This window comes from Sphingomonas rosea (assembly GCF_039538065.1).
GTDB classification, from domain to species: Bacteria; Pseudomonadota; Alphaproteobacteria; order Sphingomonadales; family Sphingomonadaceae; genus Sphingomicrobium; species Sphingomicrobium rosea.
The window spans coordinates 1,869,589-1,883,577 of the sequence record NZ_BAABBR010000001.1 but is presented as its reverse complement, the minus strand read 5'-3'; the positions used below and the strand labels follow the sequence as shown (position 1 = coordinate 1,883,577).

Here is a 13,989-nt window from a genome sequence, read left to right as displayed (position 1 = left end):
GTGTAGCTGTCGTCGACAGGGTGCGTGTCCGCCAGTGCGCCACTGGCGCCACCAACCAGCAGCGCCAGCGTTGCGAATGACGCCAGGCGTCTCCGAAGAGAAACCTGGCGTCCTCGCGTCGCGGGCGATCGATCAGAACTGATACCGCACCCCTGCAAGGAAAGTGCGGCCGGTTCCGGTATATTCGCGGACGAGGAACTGCGATCCATCACCCGTATCGTAATAGCGCTCGTGCTGATTGTTGACGTTAATTCCCTGCAGGTTGAGCGTCAGCCGCTTCGACAGGTTCCAGTAGGCCGACATGTCGATCTGCGACGAGCCGGACTTGCGGGCCTGCGCATTGCCATTCCCGCCCGGCGCGCTGATCAGATAGCTATCACGATGATTGAGCGAGGCCCGGATGCCGCGCGTCCCCGTGTCGTAATAGACAGTGAAGTTATAGCTGTTCTTCGACAGCCCGGCCGAGTCCCGTGCGTCGACATAGGTGTAGTTGGACGCGACTCCGAGCGGCGAGAGCCATTCCGGACCGACGAACGAGAAGGGCACGTTGGCGGTCAGCTCTAGGCCTTTCACCCGGTTGCCGTTGGGCGTGTTGACGGGGATCGAGAAGGTGTAGTTCGTGGTTGCCGGATCGGCGTTGTAGGCCGGGCTGTAGCGCGGGTCGGCGTAGATCGCGGCCCAATATTGCTGCGGGATCCGCTGGGTGACGATCGCGGTCGTCAGCGACGAGATGATGTCCTTGTAGAAGACGCCCGCGCTAAGCAGCCCGCCCTTGGTGAAGTACCATTCGAGCGCGAAGTCATAGTCGTTCGAAAGGTAGGGCTTGAGCCTCGGGTTGCCGAAGTTGCTGACCGTGCGCGTGTCATAGCCGAACACCGGTCCCGCGATGTTGAGCGAGCTCAGCCCCGGCCGGGTCATCGACCGCGCATAGGACAGGCGGGCGATGACGTCGGGCGTCACCTCGAGGCCGAGGTTCGCCGAGGGCAGGAAGTTGTTGTAGCTGTGCTTCACCTCGACCGGCGAACCGGCGAGCACCGCGTCCGATTCCACCGTCGTGCGGACGTAGCGGGCACCGGCGTTCAACCGCAGCACCATTTCGCCGAGGTCGATCCGGTCGTTGATCTCGAGATAGCCGCCCTTGGTCTTCTCGGTGACCTTCCAGCCCGCACCGACATTGTCGACATAGTTGGTGTCGATGAGCCCCGAGCTTCCGATCTTGTCGAAGTCGATGACCGCGAAGGTCGGCAGGCCGCCGCTGATGACGCCCGAGCCGAAGTGCGGGATCGGGAAGGCTTTCAGATATTGCGAGACCGGAGTGATGTACGGCCCATTGCCCGACGCCTCGCCATAGCGGACATAGCGCCGGTTGAAGGCGAGCCCGCCCTTCAGCACCAGCCCGCCGTTGCGATAGGTAAGGTCGCCCTTGGCGGTGACATTGTCCTTGGTCACCTTGTTCAGGCGATTGGCCGCAGTCAGCGCATTGTCGTAATTCGCGGGATTGTTCGGGTCGTAATTGCCGAAGCTCACCGTCGGCGCATCCGCGCTCTTGCTGTAGTCGTAGGAATAGGGGTGCGGGATCGAGCGCGCATAGAAGCGAAGCTCGGTCCGATCCGCCGAATCGCGCGCCTTGCCGAGCAGCCCTTCGAAGGTCAGGCGGTCGTTGATGCTGTAATCGACATTGGCGAGATATTGTTGGAACGACGACTTCGATTCCTGGTGGCGGCTTTCGTACCACGAGGTCACGTCGTCGAAAGTCGCGGCGATGAGGTCCTTGCCATTCGGCCCCACGACGAACTTGCGCGGGGTCTGGCCGACGAAACCGCCTGCCGGGCCGTGAGTCAGCAGCCATTCCATCGAATTGTAGCTGTAGCGGTCGTTCTTGAGCCGCGAATAAAGCGCGCTGAGGCTCACCGTCAGGCGATCGACCGGGCGGAGCTGGAGCGCGCCCGACAGGCCCAGGCGCTTCTGGTCGTTGCCGAAGAAGTCGGCACGCGGCAGGCGCGGCGCCCACAGGCAGTCGAGCGGATCGGCGGCGCCGCACGGCTTGGGTGTTCCGGTCACGGTCGGATTGGTGTCGGCCCAGCTGTCGCCGTTGATGTAGGGGCTGGTCCACAGCACGCTTGAGCGGCCTTCCTGCCAGACCGTGCGCTTCGAATAGGCCGCCGAGAGGAGGATGCCGATCCGGTTGTCGGCGAAGGTGTCGCTGAACACCGCCGCAACCCGCGGATCGACCTTGCGCGTAACCGTATTGTAGCTGCCTTCGGCCGAGGTCACGAAGTGCATTCCCATGCGATCGAACGGGCGGCCCGAATAGAGGTCCACTGTGCCTGCGATGCCGCCTTCCTCGATCGAGGCGCGCTGCGTCTTCTGGACGTCGATCCGGTTGAAGAGTTCGGAGGCGAAGACGTTGAAGTCGAAGCCGCGGCTCGAATTGACCGTGAACCCGCCCGAATCGAGGCCGTCGGTGCTCGCCGGCACTTCCATGCCGTTGAGCGTCGTGCGGGTGAAGTCGGGCGCGAAGCCGCGCAGCGTGATGTTGCGGCCCTCCCCGCCCTCACGGCTGATGGCGACGCCCGGCACGCGCTGGATCGATTCCGACAGGTTGAGGTCGGGCATCTTCGCCATGTCCTCGGCGAGGACCGACTCGATGAGGTTGGGCGCGGCGCGCTTGAGATCGAGCGCCTTGCGCAGGCTGTTGCGGAAGCCGGTGACGACGATCTCGCCGGTGTCGGCGGGCGACTGCGGAGACGCGGCCGCGGCGGCCGTCGCCTGCTCGGCCTCGGTGGTGGCCGGCGTGGTCGGCTGCGTCGCCTCGGCGGCGGCAAGCGTGGTCACGGCCGGCGTTGGGGCCGCAGTCTGGGCCAACGCGGCGGCGGGTGAGAGAAGGATCGTGCTGCCGGCAAGCAGGAGCCGACAACGTGCATTCCAGTTTGACTGAAGTTCCATCTCCACACCCCTCCGATTGTGGTCATTGCAACCGGTGTCATTCGGGGATGTCAACTAGGGCGGCTTGGATTCTGAGCGGGCCGGTGCAGCCGCGTTCAGCCCCTCAACGCACCCGACGACCCAAAACGGTAACCGGTGTCAATTTAATTGCAGCTTCGCCTCGTGGCTGTCAAGAAGGGGCCAAATCGGTGGAGGTCCGACGTTGAAAAAGCTCGTCTGTCTGCTTCTCGTGATGCTGGCATTGGCCCTCCCCTCCCTCGCCGCGGCGCGCGGCGTGGAGCCGACTGTCGGCGGCCAGGGCGGGCGAATCATCCGGGTCACAACCCTCGCCAAGGATGGCCCCGGATCGCTCGCCGCCGCCATCGCCGAGAAGGGTCCGCGAATCGTGGTGTTCGAGGTCGGCGGCGTCATCGACCTTGGCCGCAGTGTCCTGACGATCACCGAACCCAATCTCACGATCGCCGGCCAGACCGCACCATCGCCGGGCATCACGATCATCCGCGGCGGGATCGACGTCCAAGGCCATGACGTGATTCTCAGCCACTTGCGGGTGATGACCGGCGCCGACGGGCAGCCGCATTTTTCGGGCTGGGAGGCCGATGCCTTCTCAACCGTCGGCGCGCACCATGTGCTGGTCGACCATTGCACCTTCATGTGGGCGCTCGACGAGAACATGTCGGCCTCGGGCCCGCGCTTCGGCGGCAAGGACCTCGCCGAGTGGCGCGCCAACACCAGCCACGACATCCTGTTTCGCGAGAACCTTGCCGCCGAGGGCCTCGCCTTCGCCAGCCATCCCAAGGGCGAGCATTCGAAGGGTTCGCTGATCCACGACAATGCGACCGGCATCACTTTCTACCGCAATCTCTTCGCGCATAACGAAGAGCGCTCGCCCCTGCTCAAGGGCGGGGCGCAGGCGCTGATGATCAACAACCTGATCTACGATCCCGGCAAGCGCGCGGTGCACTACAATCTGATGGACCTCGAATGGACCGGTCATCCCTTCGTCACCGGTCAGCTGACCGCCATCGGCAACGTCATGCGCGGCGGCAACAGCACTGCGCCGGGCCTGCCGTTCCTGACCATCGGCGGGGCGGGAGATCTTGCCTATTACGGGCGCGACAATCGCGCGGTCGACCGCTTCGGCAAGCCGTTGCCGCAGACCGGCCGCTATGGTGAGACCGCGGCCCGGATCCTGCCTTCCGACGCTCCGCTCGCCAGCACCGCCGGCTTCGCCATCCTGCCGTCGGGCGAACTCGAGACGAGCCTGCTGCGTTCTGTCGGCGCCCGCCCCTGGGACCGCGCCGCCGACGACATCCGGGTGCTGTTCTTCGTCGCCGAAGGGCGCGGTGAGATCATCGACGACGAGCATGAAGTCGGTACCGGCTATCCGAGGCTCGCGCCGAGCCGCGCACCGTTCGATCCCGCCAAATGGGACCTCGTCACCATGACGCCGCGCAATGGCATCTATCCCGGGCAGAAGGCCGAAGCGCAGGAAAGCCTGTCGGCGCGCGATCGGGCGATGCGGAAATAGTAACGGCCTAGCGGCGGACGTCGCCGCCGTCGGGCCGGAACGCCTCGAGCATCTCGCGGCGGATGAGGCAGAGGTCGCCGGGCAGCGAATGCTTCAGCGCGGCGAGCGCGAGGCCGCTGTTCGCCATCGCCGCCTCGTCGCCGCCCGCCAGCCACTGGTCGAGCACGCCGGCGGCAAAGGCATCGCCCGTCCCGATCCGGTCGACGATCGCCGAAAGCCGGATCGCCTCGGTCTGGCTCGCGCCCGTTCGGCTGTCGACCCGGGCCGAGAGGTGGTGGTGGTCGCTGCTCACCGAGCGGTGGGTCGAGGCGATGAGTTGCAGGCGCGGGAAGGCCGCGAACGCCGCTTCGGCTGCCGCACGCCGCTCGTCCGGCTGGGCGTTGAAGAAGGGGCGCTCCAGGAGCATCGCGATGTCGCGCGGGCCTCCGATAAGGATCGTCGCATCGCCGACCAACTCGGTCAGGACGGCACGCGGGTCGCTCTCCCAGCTGCCCCACAAATGCTCGCGATAATTGACGTCGAAGCAGATCGGCGCGTCATGGGCTTTCGCCGCCGCATGGGACGCCCGCGCGATCGCGGCGCCGCCGGGACCGAGCGCGGGGATGATGCCGCCCGAATGCAGCAGCCGCGCACCCGCCAGCGCACCGGCGAAATCGATGTCCCCTGCTGTGCCATCGGCATGGCCGCTGCCGGTCCGATCATAGACGATCGACGACGGCCGCGCCCCCGCACCCTGTTCGAGGAAATAGAGCCCCATCCGGTCGGTCGAGCGCTGCAGGAAGCGCGTGTCGACGCCCGCCGCGCGCAATGCCGCTACCGCGCGGTCGCCGAGCGGATTGCCACTGACCTTGCCGACGAAGCGCACCTCGTGCCCGAGCGAGGCGAGCCCCGCGGCGACATTGGCCTCCGCCCCACCGACCGACACGTCGAGCGTGTCGGCCTGGACCAGCATCTTCCTGTCCGGGGGCGACAGCCGGATCAGCAATTCGCCGAAGCAGGCGATCATCGCGGCGTCGACCTAGCGGGCAAGCCAGCCACCATCGACGGCGAGGATCTGCCCGGTGACGTAGTCGGACGCGCTCGATGCGAGGAACACGACCGCCCCGCCAATGTCCTCGGCCCGCCCCCAGCGCCCTGCCGGAATGCGCTCGAGGATCTGCCGGTTGCGCGTCTCGTCGGCCTGGAGCGCGGCAGTGTTGTTGGTCTCGATATAGCCCGGCGCCACCGCATTCACCTGAATGCCGCGCGGCGCGAGCTCGTTCGCCATCGCGCGCGTGACCCCGGCGACGCCCGACTTGGCGGCGGCGTAGCTCGGCACGCGGATCCCGCCCTGGAAGCTCAGCAGCGAGGCGATGTTGATGATCTTGCCGCCGCCCTGCGCGACCATCGGCCGGGCCGCAGCCTGGCTGAGGAAGAACAGGCTTTTGAGGTTGGTGTCGATCACCGCGTCCCAGTCTTCCTCGCTGAACCGGTCGAAGTCGGCGCGGCGGATGATCCCGGCATTGTTGACGAGGATGTCGAGCCGCCCGAATGCCGCCACTGTCTCCTCGACCACCCGCCCGACCGGCTCGATCGTAGAGAGGTCGGCATCGACGATCCGCGCCTCCGAACCAAGCGCGTCGATCGCCGCCGCGGTCTCGGTCGCCGGTGTCCGCCCGGCAAGCGCGACGCGCGCCCCTACCCCGGCCAGCGCCACCGCGATCGCCTGGCCGATCCCGGTATTGGCCCCGGTCACCAGCGCGACGCGGCCAGCGAGGTCGAACGGCCCGCCCATCAGGCGAGCTGGCAGATGTCGAGGACGTTCATGTCGGTATAGTCGAGATTCTCGCCGCCCATCGCCCAGATGAAGGCGTAGCGCTTCGTCCCCGACCCCATGTGGACCGACCACGGCGGGCTGATCACCGCTTCCTCGTTGGCGATTACCAGGTGCCGCAGCCCATCGGGCTCGCCCATGTAGTGGAACACGCGGTCCGACGGCTCGGCGAGATCGAAGTAGAGGTAGATCTCGCTGCGGCGGTCATGGAGATGCGGCGGCATGGTGTTCCACACCGAGCCCTCCTCGAGCACCGTCAGCCCGAGCAGCAGCTGCGCGCTTTCGCAGACCCCCGGAATCACCAGCTGATAGATGGTCCGCTGGTTCGAATTGGCGAGATCACCGCGCTGGAGCGGGTTCGCCTCGGCGAGCGTGATATGCTTGATTGGGCACGCCTTGTGCGCCGGCACCGACGCCAGATAGAAGCGCGCGCCCTGCCCTTCGAACAGCACCTCGCGAGATCCCATGGGGACGTAGAGGCATTCGCGGTTCTCGAGGGTGAAGGCCTGGCCGTCGACCGTCACCGTGCCGGTCGTACCGATATTGACGATGCCCGCCTCGCGCCGCTCGAGGAACGGATGCCCCGCCGCGCTCTTGGGTTCGGTCTGGTCGGGCAGGCGAAGCGCCGAGGCGCCGGGCACCGCGCCGCCGATCACGAAGCGCTCGTTATGCGAATAGGACAAGGTCACCTCGCCATCACGAAACAGGCCGGGGACGAGATAGCGGTCGCGGAGTTCGGTGTTGCTGGCCCCCTCCATCATGTCCGGGTGGGTGGCGTGATAGGTTTTGCAGAACACGATCGAATTCCCTTCTGATGACCTTGGTAACCGGTGTCAGAAAAGCTTTCAAGCGTGCGAGGATATACTCTGGAACGTTCCTCAGCGTTCGGTTTCGGGAGGCTCGGTCGACGCGCGCAGGATGAGTTCGGCCGGGAACAGCGCCTGTTCCTTGCCGGCGGTCTCGGGATGGATGAGCTTGCGCGCGGCCGATTGCGCCATGGTCCGGATCGGCCATCGGACAGTGGTCAGCGGCGGCCAGATGGTCGCGGCGATCACCGTATCGTCGAAGCCGACGATGGAAATGTCCTTGGGCACGTCGAGCCCGCGATGATGCGCCGCATGGATTGCGCCCGCAGCCATCACGTCGTTGCTGGCGAAGATGGCCGTGAAGGGTTCGCCGCGGCCGAGCAACGCCTCGCCTGCGCTCTGGCCAGTCTCGAACGTATAATTGCCCTCGGCCACCATCGTCTCGTCATGCGGCAACCCGTGCGCCACGAGCGAATCGATCCAGCCCTGGCGCCGCTCATGCGCCGAACGGAAGCCGCTCGGCCCGGCGATCAGCCCGATCCTCCGGTGTCCCTGCGCCACCAGATAATCGATCGCCTCGCGCACCGCCTGGCGGTCGTTCGACTGGACGAGGTGCGCCGGCTCATCGAGCTCGGCCGAGCCCATCCGGACATAATTGCAGCCGAGCTCCCGGAAAAGATCGGCGAACTGGTCGTCCTCGGAGAGCGGCGGAAGGATCATCACGCCATAATGCCGCTGCTGCTCGACGAACCGGCGAATGTCCTCGAACAGCGTCGGGCTACGGCGATCGACCGGGTGGATGACGAGCGCGAACTCGGTGTCCTTGATCGTGTCGAGCACGCCCTGCTGGAAGTTCAGCACCATCTGCGCATTGGGATTGTCGTAGATCAGCCCGAGCACGAAGTTGCGCCGCAGCGCGAGGCTGCGTGCCTGCCGGTTGGGAACATAGCCAAGCTCGGCGATCACTGCCTCGATCCGCTCTCGCGTCGCATCGTTTAAAAGCGGCGAGCGATTGATTACCCGGCTCACCGTCTTCTTGGATACGCCAGCAAGGCGCGCGACGTCGTTGATCGTCGGACTGGCGCCGCGCGCTCCCCTGTCGTTCATCCGCCCCTCGCTCCGCCGACCATCTGCAGCACCATCGCGTAACGCGCTCCGCCTCCGACGCAAGACTGGCCGAGCGCAGAATCAGCCGCAATTGGCTCCCTTCCCGGACCGGCTTTCCGCCCCGCACGATCCTCAAATCGCAAAGGCCAATTGCTTATGACACCGGTTTCCCTTATCCGATTCGTGTTTGTCGAGGCAAACCTGTGAGGGGGATGGATGGGCACTAACGAGCAAGTGGCGCAGGCGTTCGTCGTCGCCCGGCGAAACGCAACAGCGCTCGACCGCTACCCCGGGTCGCCCCCGGTCGACCTCCCGTCCGCCTATGACATTCAGGACCATGCGATCGCGATCGACGGCCGTCCGGTCGCCGGATGGAAGGTCGGCCGGATTTTCCCGCCCGATTCCGAGCGGCTCGGCGCCGAGCGGCTGGTGGGCCCCATTTTCGCCGACCAGATCTTCCGCGTCGCGCCGGGCGAAGAACCTGCCATGCCGGTCTTCGCGGGCGGCTTCGCGGCAGCCGAGGCCGAAATCCTCGTGCGGGTCGGGCCGAGCCGCGACGGCCATGTGCCGCACGACGATGCGGGCGTGCGCACCATCGTCGAGGAAGTCTGTCTCGGGATCGAGATCGCCAGCTCGCCCTACCCCCGGATCAATGCCGACGGCCCGCCCGTCACCGCTTCGGACTTCGGCAACAATGCCGGCCTCGTCATCGGCCAGCCTCTGGCCGGCTGGAGCGAGCGCGATCTCAACGCCATCACCGCGGTCTCGCTCGTCAACGACCGGGAAGTCGGCCGCGGCTCGGTCGCGACCATGCTCGACGGCCCCTATGGCGCGGTCCGCTTCCTTCTCGCCCATCTTCGCGATCGCGGCATCGCGGCGCCGGCAAGCCTGTGGGTCTCGACCGGCGCGGTGACCGGGGTCCATCCCGTCGAGCCCGGGGACCACTTCCGCGCCTCCTTCGAAGGCCTCGGGGACACCTGCTGCCGGATCGTCGCGGCGAGCGCATCGTGAGTACAGTCATGCCAGACAGCGTCCCCGCCGACCGCTTCGCCACCCCCGCCCGCCCCGCGCTTGCCAAGCCGAGCGGGCGCCGCCGCTGGGTGATCATCGCGCTGCTCTTCGCGGCCTGCACGATCAACTACATCGACCGCCAGATGATCGGGGTCCTCAAGCCGACCCTGACCAAGGAGCTCGGCTGGTCCGAGCGCGACTATGGCGACATCGTCTTCTACTTTCAGCTCGCCTATGCGGTCGCCTATCTCGCCTTCGGCAAGGTGGTCGACGCGCTCGGCGCACGGGTCGGCTATGCGATCGCGGTGGTCATCTGGACCGTCGGCCACATGGCCCATGGCTTCGCCTCGACCGTGGTCCAGTTCTCGCTTGCCCGCGCCGGCCTCGGCATCGGCGAAGCGGGCAACTTCCCCGGCGGCATCAAGGCCGTCACCGAGTGGTTTCCGCAACGCGAGCGATCGTTCGCGACCGGCCTCTTCAACGCCGGAGCCAACCTCGGCGCCATCCTGACGCCGCTCCTGCTGTTCCTCATCATCGACACCCTGGGCTTCAGCTGGAGAAGCGCCTTCCTTATGACTGGCGTGTTCGGGATCGTGTGGGTGATCGCCTGGTGGATGATCTACCGCCGCCCCGCCGAAGCCGAGCATCTCACCCCCGAAGAGCGCGCCTGGATCGAGCAGGACGGCGAAGTCCCGACCGCCAAGGTCCCGCTCCGCACCCTGCTCGGCCGCCGCGAAACCTGGGCCTACGCGCTCGCCAAGTTCTGCATCGACCCGATCTGGTGGTTCTTCCTCTTCTGGCTGCCTGGCTACCTCCACGACCGCTACAACCTCGACCTCAAGAGCTTCGCTCTTCCGGTCGCGGCGATCTACCTCATCTCCGACGCAGGCAGCATCGGCGGCGGCTGGCTGTCCTCGCGCCTCATCGCGGCCGGACGCTCGGTGAATTTCGCGCGAAAGGCGACCATGCTGCTCTGCGCGCTCTGCATCCTGCCGATCTGGTTTGCACAGGACGTCTCGACCGTGTGGGGCGCGGTACTCCTGATCGGGGTCGCGACCGCCGGCCACCAGGCCTTCTCCGCCAATCTCTACACGCTTCCCTCGGACATTTTCCCGTCGAGCGCGGTCGGGACGGTGATCGGCTTCGGCGGCACGGTCGGGGCAATCGGCGGCATGGCGATGGCCAAGTTCACCGGCTATCTCCTCGACGTCACGCACAGCTACGCCCCGCTCTTCGCGATCGCGGCGAGCGCCTATGTCGTGGCACTGGCGATCATCCACCTTCTCAGTCCGAAGCTGGCGCGCGTTCAGATTTCGTGATGGCAGGCAGGGTTGCCGGTTCGGCCCTGGCGTCACGCGACAGCCGCGCGATTGTACCCGCATACGCGGTGACTTTCGCGACATGAATTGCACGTAGGGAAGAACAAGCTACGCCGAAAAGGCGGGCTCTGACTCGGAACTCCAGACCCGGCTCTCGGCCGATCAAAGCTGGGAAGTCAGCATTTCCAGTCGGTAGCCGAAGCTCTGGATCGAGCTCAGCTTGAACCCGGCCGCGGCGAGATCGAGCCGCGACCGAATCCGCGAGATGTGCACGTCGAGCGTCCGCGTCGCGAGGTCGGGATTACGCCCCCAGACCGCCTCGAGGAGATACGTCCGGCTGAGCGGCCGGTGCATGTTCTGGAACAGGAGCAGCGCCAGCCCGAATTCCTTGTGCGTCAGCGACACGACCCGGTCCGCCACGGTCACCGTGCACTGGCCATGGTCGAAGTCGACTCCGAAATGCGTCTCGATGCCCCCGACGGTTTCGGGTGCCGGATAAGCGCGGCGGAGCAGCGCCTGGAGACGGGCAAGGAGGACGGCTGGAACGATCGGCTTGACCACATAGTCGTCGGCGCCCGCGCCGAGCGCCGCGACGATCGCCTCGTCTTCGGCGCGGCTCGTCACCATGATGACCGGCGGGCACGGCTCAAGATTTTCGTGGGCCCAGCGAAGGACGTCGACCCCCTCGCCGTCGGGCAGGTGCCAGTCCATCAGCAGGCAGTCGAAACTGTCCCGGCGGAGGGCGACCTTTGCCGAGCGACAGTCGGCAAAGTGGTGGCAGTTGTGTCCGTCACCCTCGATCGTGGCCGCCATCAGCTCGGCCAACGAGAAGTCGTCCTCAATCAACGCGATACGCAACCGAGCGTCCTCCCTGTTTGCTCCATAACGGCGGCGGAAGGACTTTTCATGTCGGTCGACGCGCCAAGGCGCGTGACATAGCGAGGTGTGGCCTGGCGAACACATCGAATAATCCATTTCGACGATAACTTTTACGAAGGATTCACCACGCTAGAGCGCGGTGATGGATGCGAGCCCCACCCTCCAGTTCCGCTTGGCGAAAGCGAAGCACGACTGCATCGCGCGGATGCAGGAGACCGCCGACTGGCTGATGTGCGCGCCGGCCAGCGATCATGACGCGCTTCGGCTCTGCGGCCATCGCCTTGCCGGAACGCTCGGCAGCTTCGGCTTCCACGAAGCGGCCGCGCTGGCACGGGAGCTCGAGCAGGCGTGCGAAACGCCCGCCGGCCGTATCGGGCAGGCGACCCACAAACTCGCGAACGCGCTCCGAATTCTAGAGGTATGAGCGATGCCGAGGAAGCACTCCGCCAGCGAGTGATCGCACGCTACCGGCTGGGTGAGAGTGACGAAGAAGCCTTCAACCAGCTCAGCCAGACGGTTGCCACCATCTTCGGCGTGCCGATCGCATTGCTGACCATCCTCCGTCGTGACCGGCAGATCTTCCAGGGTGCCTGCGGGCTCGACAGCGATGGCTCGAGCCGCGAAAGCGCCTTTTGCGGCCATACGGTCCGGCAGCCAGATGTCATGGTCGTCGAGGACACACGCCTCGATCCGCGGTTCGTCGACAACGAGCTGGTTACCGGCCCGCCCTTCATTCGCTTCTATGCCGGCGCGCCGATCACCATTGGTGGAGTGGCCGTGGGATCGCTCTGCGTCATCGACCACGAACCTCGCTCGTTCACCGAGACCGATCGGCGCCTCCTCGAGCAGCTCTCGACCACCGCGGCCAACCTCATCGAAACGCGCCTGGCGACCTTTGTCGCCGAGCAACGCGAGCTCGAGCTTGAGCGCCAGACACGGCTATTCGGGGTCATGCTCGACAGTGTCGACCAGGGGATCGCCTATTTCGACCGCGACCTGAAGCTGACCAAGTGGAACGATCGCTTCTTCGAGCTGCATGGCTTCGGTGACGAGCTGAAGCGCAAGGGGCTCGACGCCGGCGACATGCTCCGGACGGCCGCCCGTTGGGGAATGTTCGGGCCCGACGTCACCGAACGCGCGGTGCCGAAGATGCTCGAGATCATCCGCACCACGCCGCGCACCGAACAGATCGTGGAAACGCGCGAGGGCCGGACGCTGCACTCGATCCGCCTGAAGCTCGACGAAGAGCAGGGCTTCATCGTCGCGGTTCGCGACCTCACCGCCGAGCGGGCCGCCAGCCGCGCGAAGGACGAGTTCATCTCCACGGTTAGCCACGAATTGCGCACGCCGCTGACTGCGATCCGAGGGTCGATTGCGCTGCTCGGCGCGACGTTGCCGAGCGACCTCGACAATCGCAGCAAGCAGATGCTTGCCATGGCACAGAAGAATTCGGCCCGGCTCAACAGCCTTATCGATGACATCCTCGACGTCGAACGGCTGACCCGCGGCCAGACTGGCTACCTGCTCGTGCCGCTGCGGCTCGACGAGGTCATTGCCGATGCGGTGCAGCAGAACGAACCCTTCGCCGAAGGTCTCGACGTCACGCTTGTAGGCCGGGTCGAAGGGACGCCTTCACTCCGCGGTGATCCTGGCCGCCTGCTCCAGGTGCTGACCAACCTCATCTCCAACGCCGCCCGCCACAGCCCGGCCGGATCGGAAGTCGAGGTCGTCGGGCTGCGCAAGGGGCAGTTCGTGAGGGTCGAGGTGCGCGATCGGGGGTCGGGCGTTCCGTCGGGGTTCGTCAACCGGCTCTTCGAGCGCTTCTCGCAAGCCGTCGATGCCGATCGGCGCGGCCATGGGGGTACCGGGCTCGGGCTTGCGATCAGCCGCGCGATCGTCGAGCAGCATGGGGGACGGATTGGCTACGAGCCGCGCGATGGCGGCGGCTCGTGTTTCTGGATCGAACTGCCTGAATCATGACGACGCCTGTTTCCATCGCACTCGTCGAAGACGATCCCGACATCGCGACCCTTGCCCAGATCGCCCTCGTGGAGATGGGCGGCTTCGCGGTGCGCCACTTTGGCTCAGGCCCGGAGCTCCTGACCGACCGGGACGGCCCGCTGCCCGACCTTTACCTCCTCGATTATCGACTGCCGGACATGACCGGCGAGGAATTGCTCGGAAAGCTTCGCGCCGACCCGCGAACGGCCGCCATTCCCGCGATCTTCATGACCGCCAGCCTGATGCCCGACCGCATCAAGGCGCTGAAGGACGTGGGCGCGCTCGACGTCATCGCCAAACCCTTCGATCCGTTGACGCTCGCCGACCAGGTCCGAAAGCTGCTGGACCGCGCCTAGCGCGCCGGATGACGGATCTCGGCCCGGTCGCTGTCGCGCACCTCGACCAGCGACCGCATCGCCTCATCCAGTTCGACATACCCTTCGGCTGCCACGGCGATCACTTGGCCCTTGCGATTGCGCAGGTGCCAGCGATAGCGCTCGTCGGTGTCCAGATAGATTTCGAAAACCATGATGGGCGGCGCGGTAGCACGCCCACGCGCCGTCCCCGCGTAAACAG

General features: G+C 66.1%; 13 protein-coding genes. 6 read left to right on the top strand and 7 right to left on the bottom strand.

The window, feature by feature from the left end; genetic code table 11:
- Positions 1-132: 132 nt before the first annotated feature.
- Positions 133-2,835, bottom strand: coding sequence for a TonB-dependent receptor (locus tag ABD693_RS09370; protein WP_344696801.1), 2,703 nt, complete (start codon positions 2,833-2,835; stop codon positions 133-135).
- Between the two features lie 343 nt (positions 2,836-3,178).
- On the opposite strand from ABD693_RS09370, the gene ABD693_RS09365 reads away from it, so the two are divergent.
- Positions 3,179-4,477 (top strand): pectate lyase family protein, encoded by a 1,299-nt coding sequence (locus tag ABD693_RS09365; RefSeq protein ID WP_344696800.1) that lies wholly within the window; start codon positions 3,179-3,181, stop codon positions 4,475-4,477.
- Positions 4,478-4,484: 7 nt separating this feature from the next.
- Here ABD693_RS09365 and ABD693_RS09360 read toward each other — a convergent pair whose 3' ends face one another.
- The 4 genes from ABD693_RS09360 to ABD693_RS09345 form a co-directional block, all read right to left on the bottom strand.
- On the bottom strand, positions 4,485-5,483 hold the full coding sequence (locus tag ABD693_RS09360) for a sugar kinase (protein WP_344696799.1): 999 nt from the start codon (positions 5,481-5,483) through the stop codon (positions 4,485-4,487).
- A gap of 12 nt (positions 5,484-5,495) precedes the next feature.
- On the bottom strand, positions 5,496-6,251 hold the full coding sequence (kduD, locus tag ABD693_RS09355) for a 2-dehydro-3-deoxy-D-gluconate 5-dehydrogenase KduD (protein ID WP_344696798.1): 756 nt from the start codon (positions 6,249-6,251) through the stop codon (positions 5,496-5,498).
- Entirely contained in the window at positions 6,251-7,087 is an 837-nt protein-coding gene (gene kduI, locus ABD693_RS09350; RefSeq protein ID WP_344696797.1) for a 5-dehydro-4-deoxy-D-glucuronate isomerase, read from the bottom strand. The genes kduD and kduI overlap by 1 nt, the downstream gene beginning before the upstream one ends.
- 81 nt (positions 7,088-7,168) lie before the next feature.
- Positions 7,169-8,203 carry a LacI family DNA-binding transcriptional regulator gene (locus ABD693_RS09345; protein WP_344696796.1) on the bottom strand — a complete coding sequence of 345 codons (1,035 nt, stop codon included), beginning with the start codon at positions 8,201-8,203 and terminating at the stop codon, positions 7,169-7,171.
- 216 nt (positions 8,204-8,419) lie between these two features.
- On the opposite strand from ABD693_RS09345, the gene ABD693_RS09340 reads away from it, so the two are divergent.
- Both ABD693_RS09340 and ABD693_RS09335 read left to right on the top strand, forming a co-directional pair.
- Entirely contained in the window at positions 8,420-9,214 is a 795-nt protein-coding gene (locus tag ABD693_RS09340; RefSeq protein WP_344696795.1) for a 2-keto-4-pentenoate hydratase, read from the top strand.
- Entirely contained in the window at positions 9,211-10,533 is a 1,323-nt protein-coding gene (locus ABD693_RS09335) for an MFS transporter (protein WP_344696794.1), read from the top strand. Before ABD693_RS09340 ends, ABD693_RS09335 begins: the two co-directional genes overlap by 4 nt.
- 162 nt (positions 10,534-10,695) lie before the next feature.
- Here the strand turns inward: ABD693_RS09335 and ABD693_RS09330 are convergent, their stop codons facing one another.
- On the bottom strand, positions 10,696-11,391 hold the full coding sequence (locus ABD693_RS09330; protein ID WP_344696793.1) for a response regulator transcription factor: 696 nt from the start codon (positions 11,389-11,391) through the stop codon (positions 10,696-10,698).
- Positions 11,392-11,554: 163 nt separating this feature from the next.
- On the opposite strand from ABD693_RS09330, the gene ABD693_RS09325 reads away from it, so the two are divergent.
- From ABD693_RS09325 to ABD693_RS09315, 3 genes are read left to right on the top strand one after another with little or no spacing between them, the layout of a single operon-like run.
- Entirely contained in the window at positions 11,555-11,836 is a 282-nt protein-coding gene (locus ABD693_RS09325) for an Hpt domain-containing protein (protein ID WP_344696792.1), read from the top strand.
- The gene (locus ABD693_RS09320) at positions 11,833-13,392 is read left to right on the top strand and encodes a GAF domain-containing sensor histidine kinase (protein ID WP_344696791.1); all 1,560 of its coding nucleotides are present in this window, start codon (positions 11,833-11,835) and stop codon (positions 13,390-13,392) included. The genes ABD693_RS09325 and ABD693_RS09320 overlap by 4 nt, the downstream gene beginning before the upstream one ends.
- Entirely contained in the window at positions 13,389-13,769 is a 381-nt protein-coding gene (locus ABD693_RS09315) for a response regulator (RefSeq protein WP_344696790.1), read from the top strand. Before ABD693_RS09320 ends, ABD693_RS09315 begins: the two co-directional genes overlap by 4 nt.
- On the opposite strand, the gene ABD693_RS09310 is transcribed toward ABD693_RS09315, so the two are convergent.
- Complete coding sequence (locus ABD693_RS09310; protein ID WP_344696789.1) at positions 13,766-13,942, bottom strand: YegP family protein; 177 nt, start codon at positions 13,940-13,942, stop codon at positions 13,766-13,768. The two genes, ABD693_RS09315 and ABD693_RS09310, sit on opposite strands and share 4 nt — an antisense overlap.
- Positions 13,943-13,989: the final 47 nt, after the last annotated feature.

Coding starts and splice junctions, on each gene's coding strand:
- ABD693_RS09310 (WP_344696789.1), bottom strand. CDS start 13,942: ATGGTTTTCGAAATCTATCTGGACACCGACGAGCGCTATCGCTGGCAC.
- ABD693_RS09360 (WP_344696799.1), bottom strand. CDS start 5,483: ATGATCGCCTGCTTCGGCGAATTGCTGATCCGGCTGTCGCCCCCGGAC.
- ABD693_RS09315 (WP_344696790.1), top strand. CDS start 13,389: ATGACGACGCCTGTTTCCATCGCACTCGTCGAAGACGATCCCGACATC.
- kduD (WP_344696798.1), bottom strand. CDS start 6,251: ATGGGCGGGCCGTTCGACCTCGCTGGCCGCGTCGCGCTGGTGACCGGG.
- ABD693_RS09340 (WP_344696795.1), top strand. CDS start 8,420: ATGGGCACTAACGAGCAAGTGGCGCAGGCGTTCGTCGTCGCCCGGCGA.
- ABD693_RS09320 (WP_344696791.1), top strand. CDS start 11,833: ATGAGCGATGCCGAGGAAGCACTCCGCCAGCGAGTGATCGCACGCTAC.
- ABD693_RS09345 (WP_344696796.1), bottom strand. CDS start 8,203: ATGAACGACAGGGGAGCGCGCGGCGCCAGTCCGACGATCAACGACGTC.
- ABD693_RS09325 (WP_344696792.1), top strand. CDS start 11,555: ATGGATGCGAGCCCCACCCTCCAGTTCCGCTTGGCGAAAGCGAAGCAC.
- ABD693_RS09365 (WP_344696800.1), top strand. CDS start 3,179: ATGCTGGCATTGGCCCTCCCCTCCCTCGCCGCGGCGCGCGGCGTGGAG.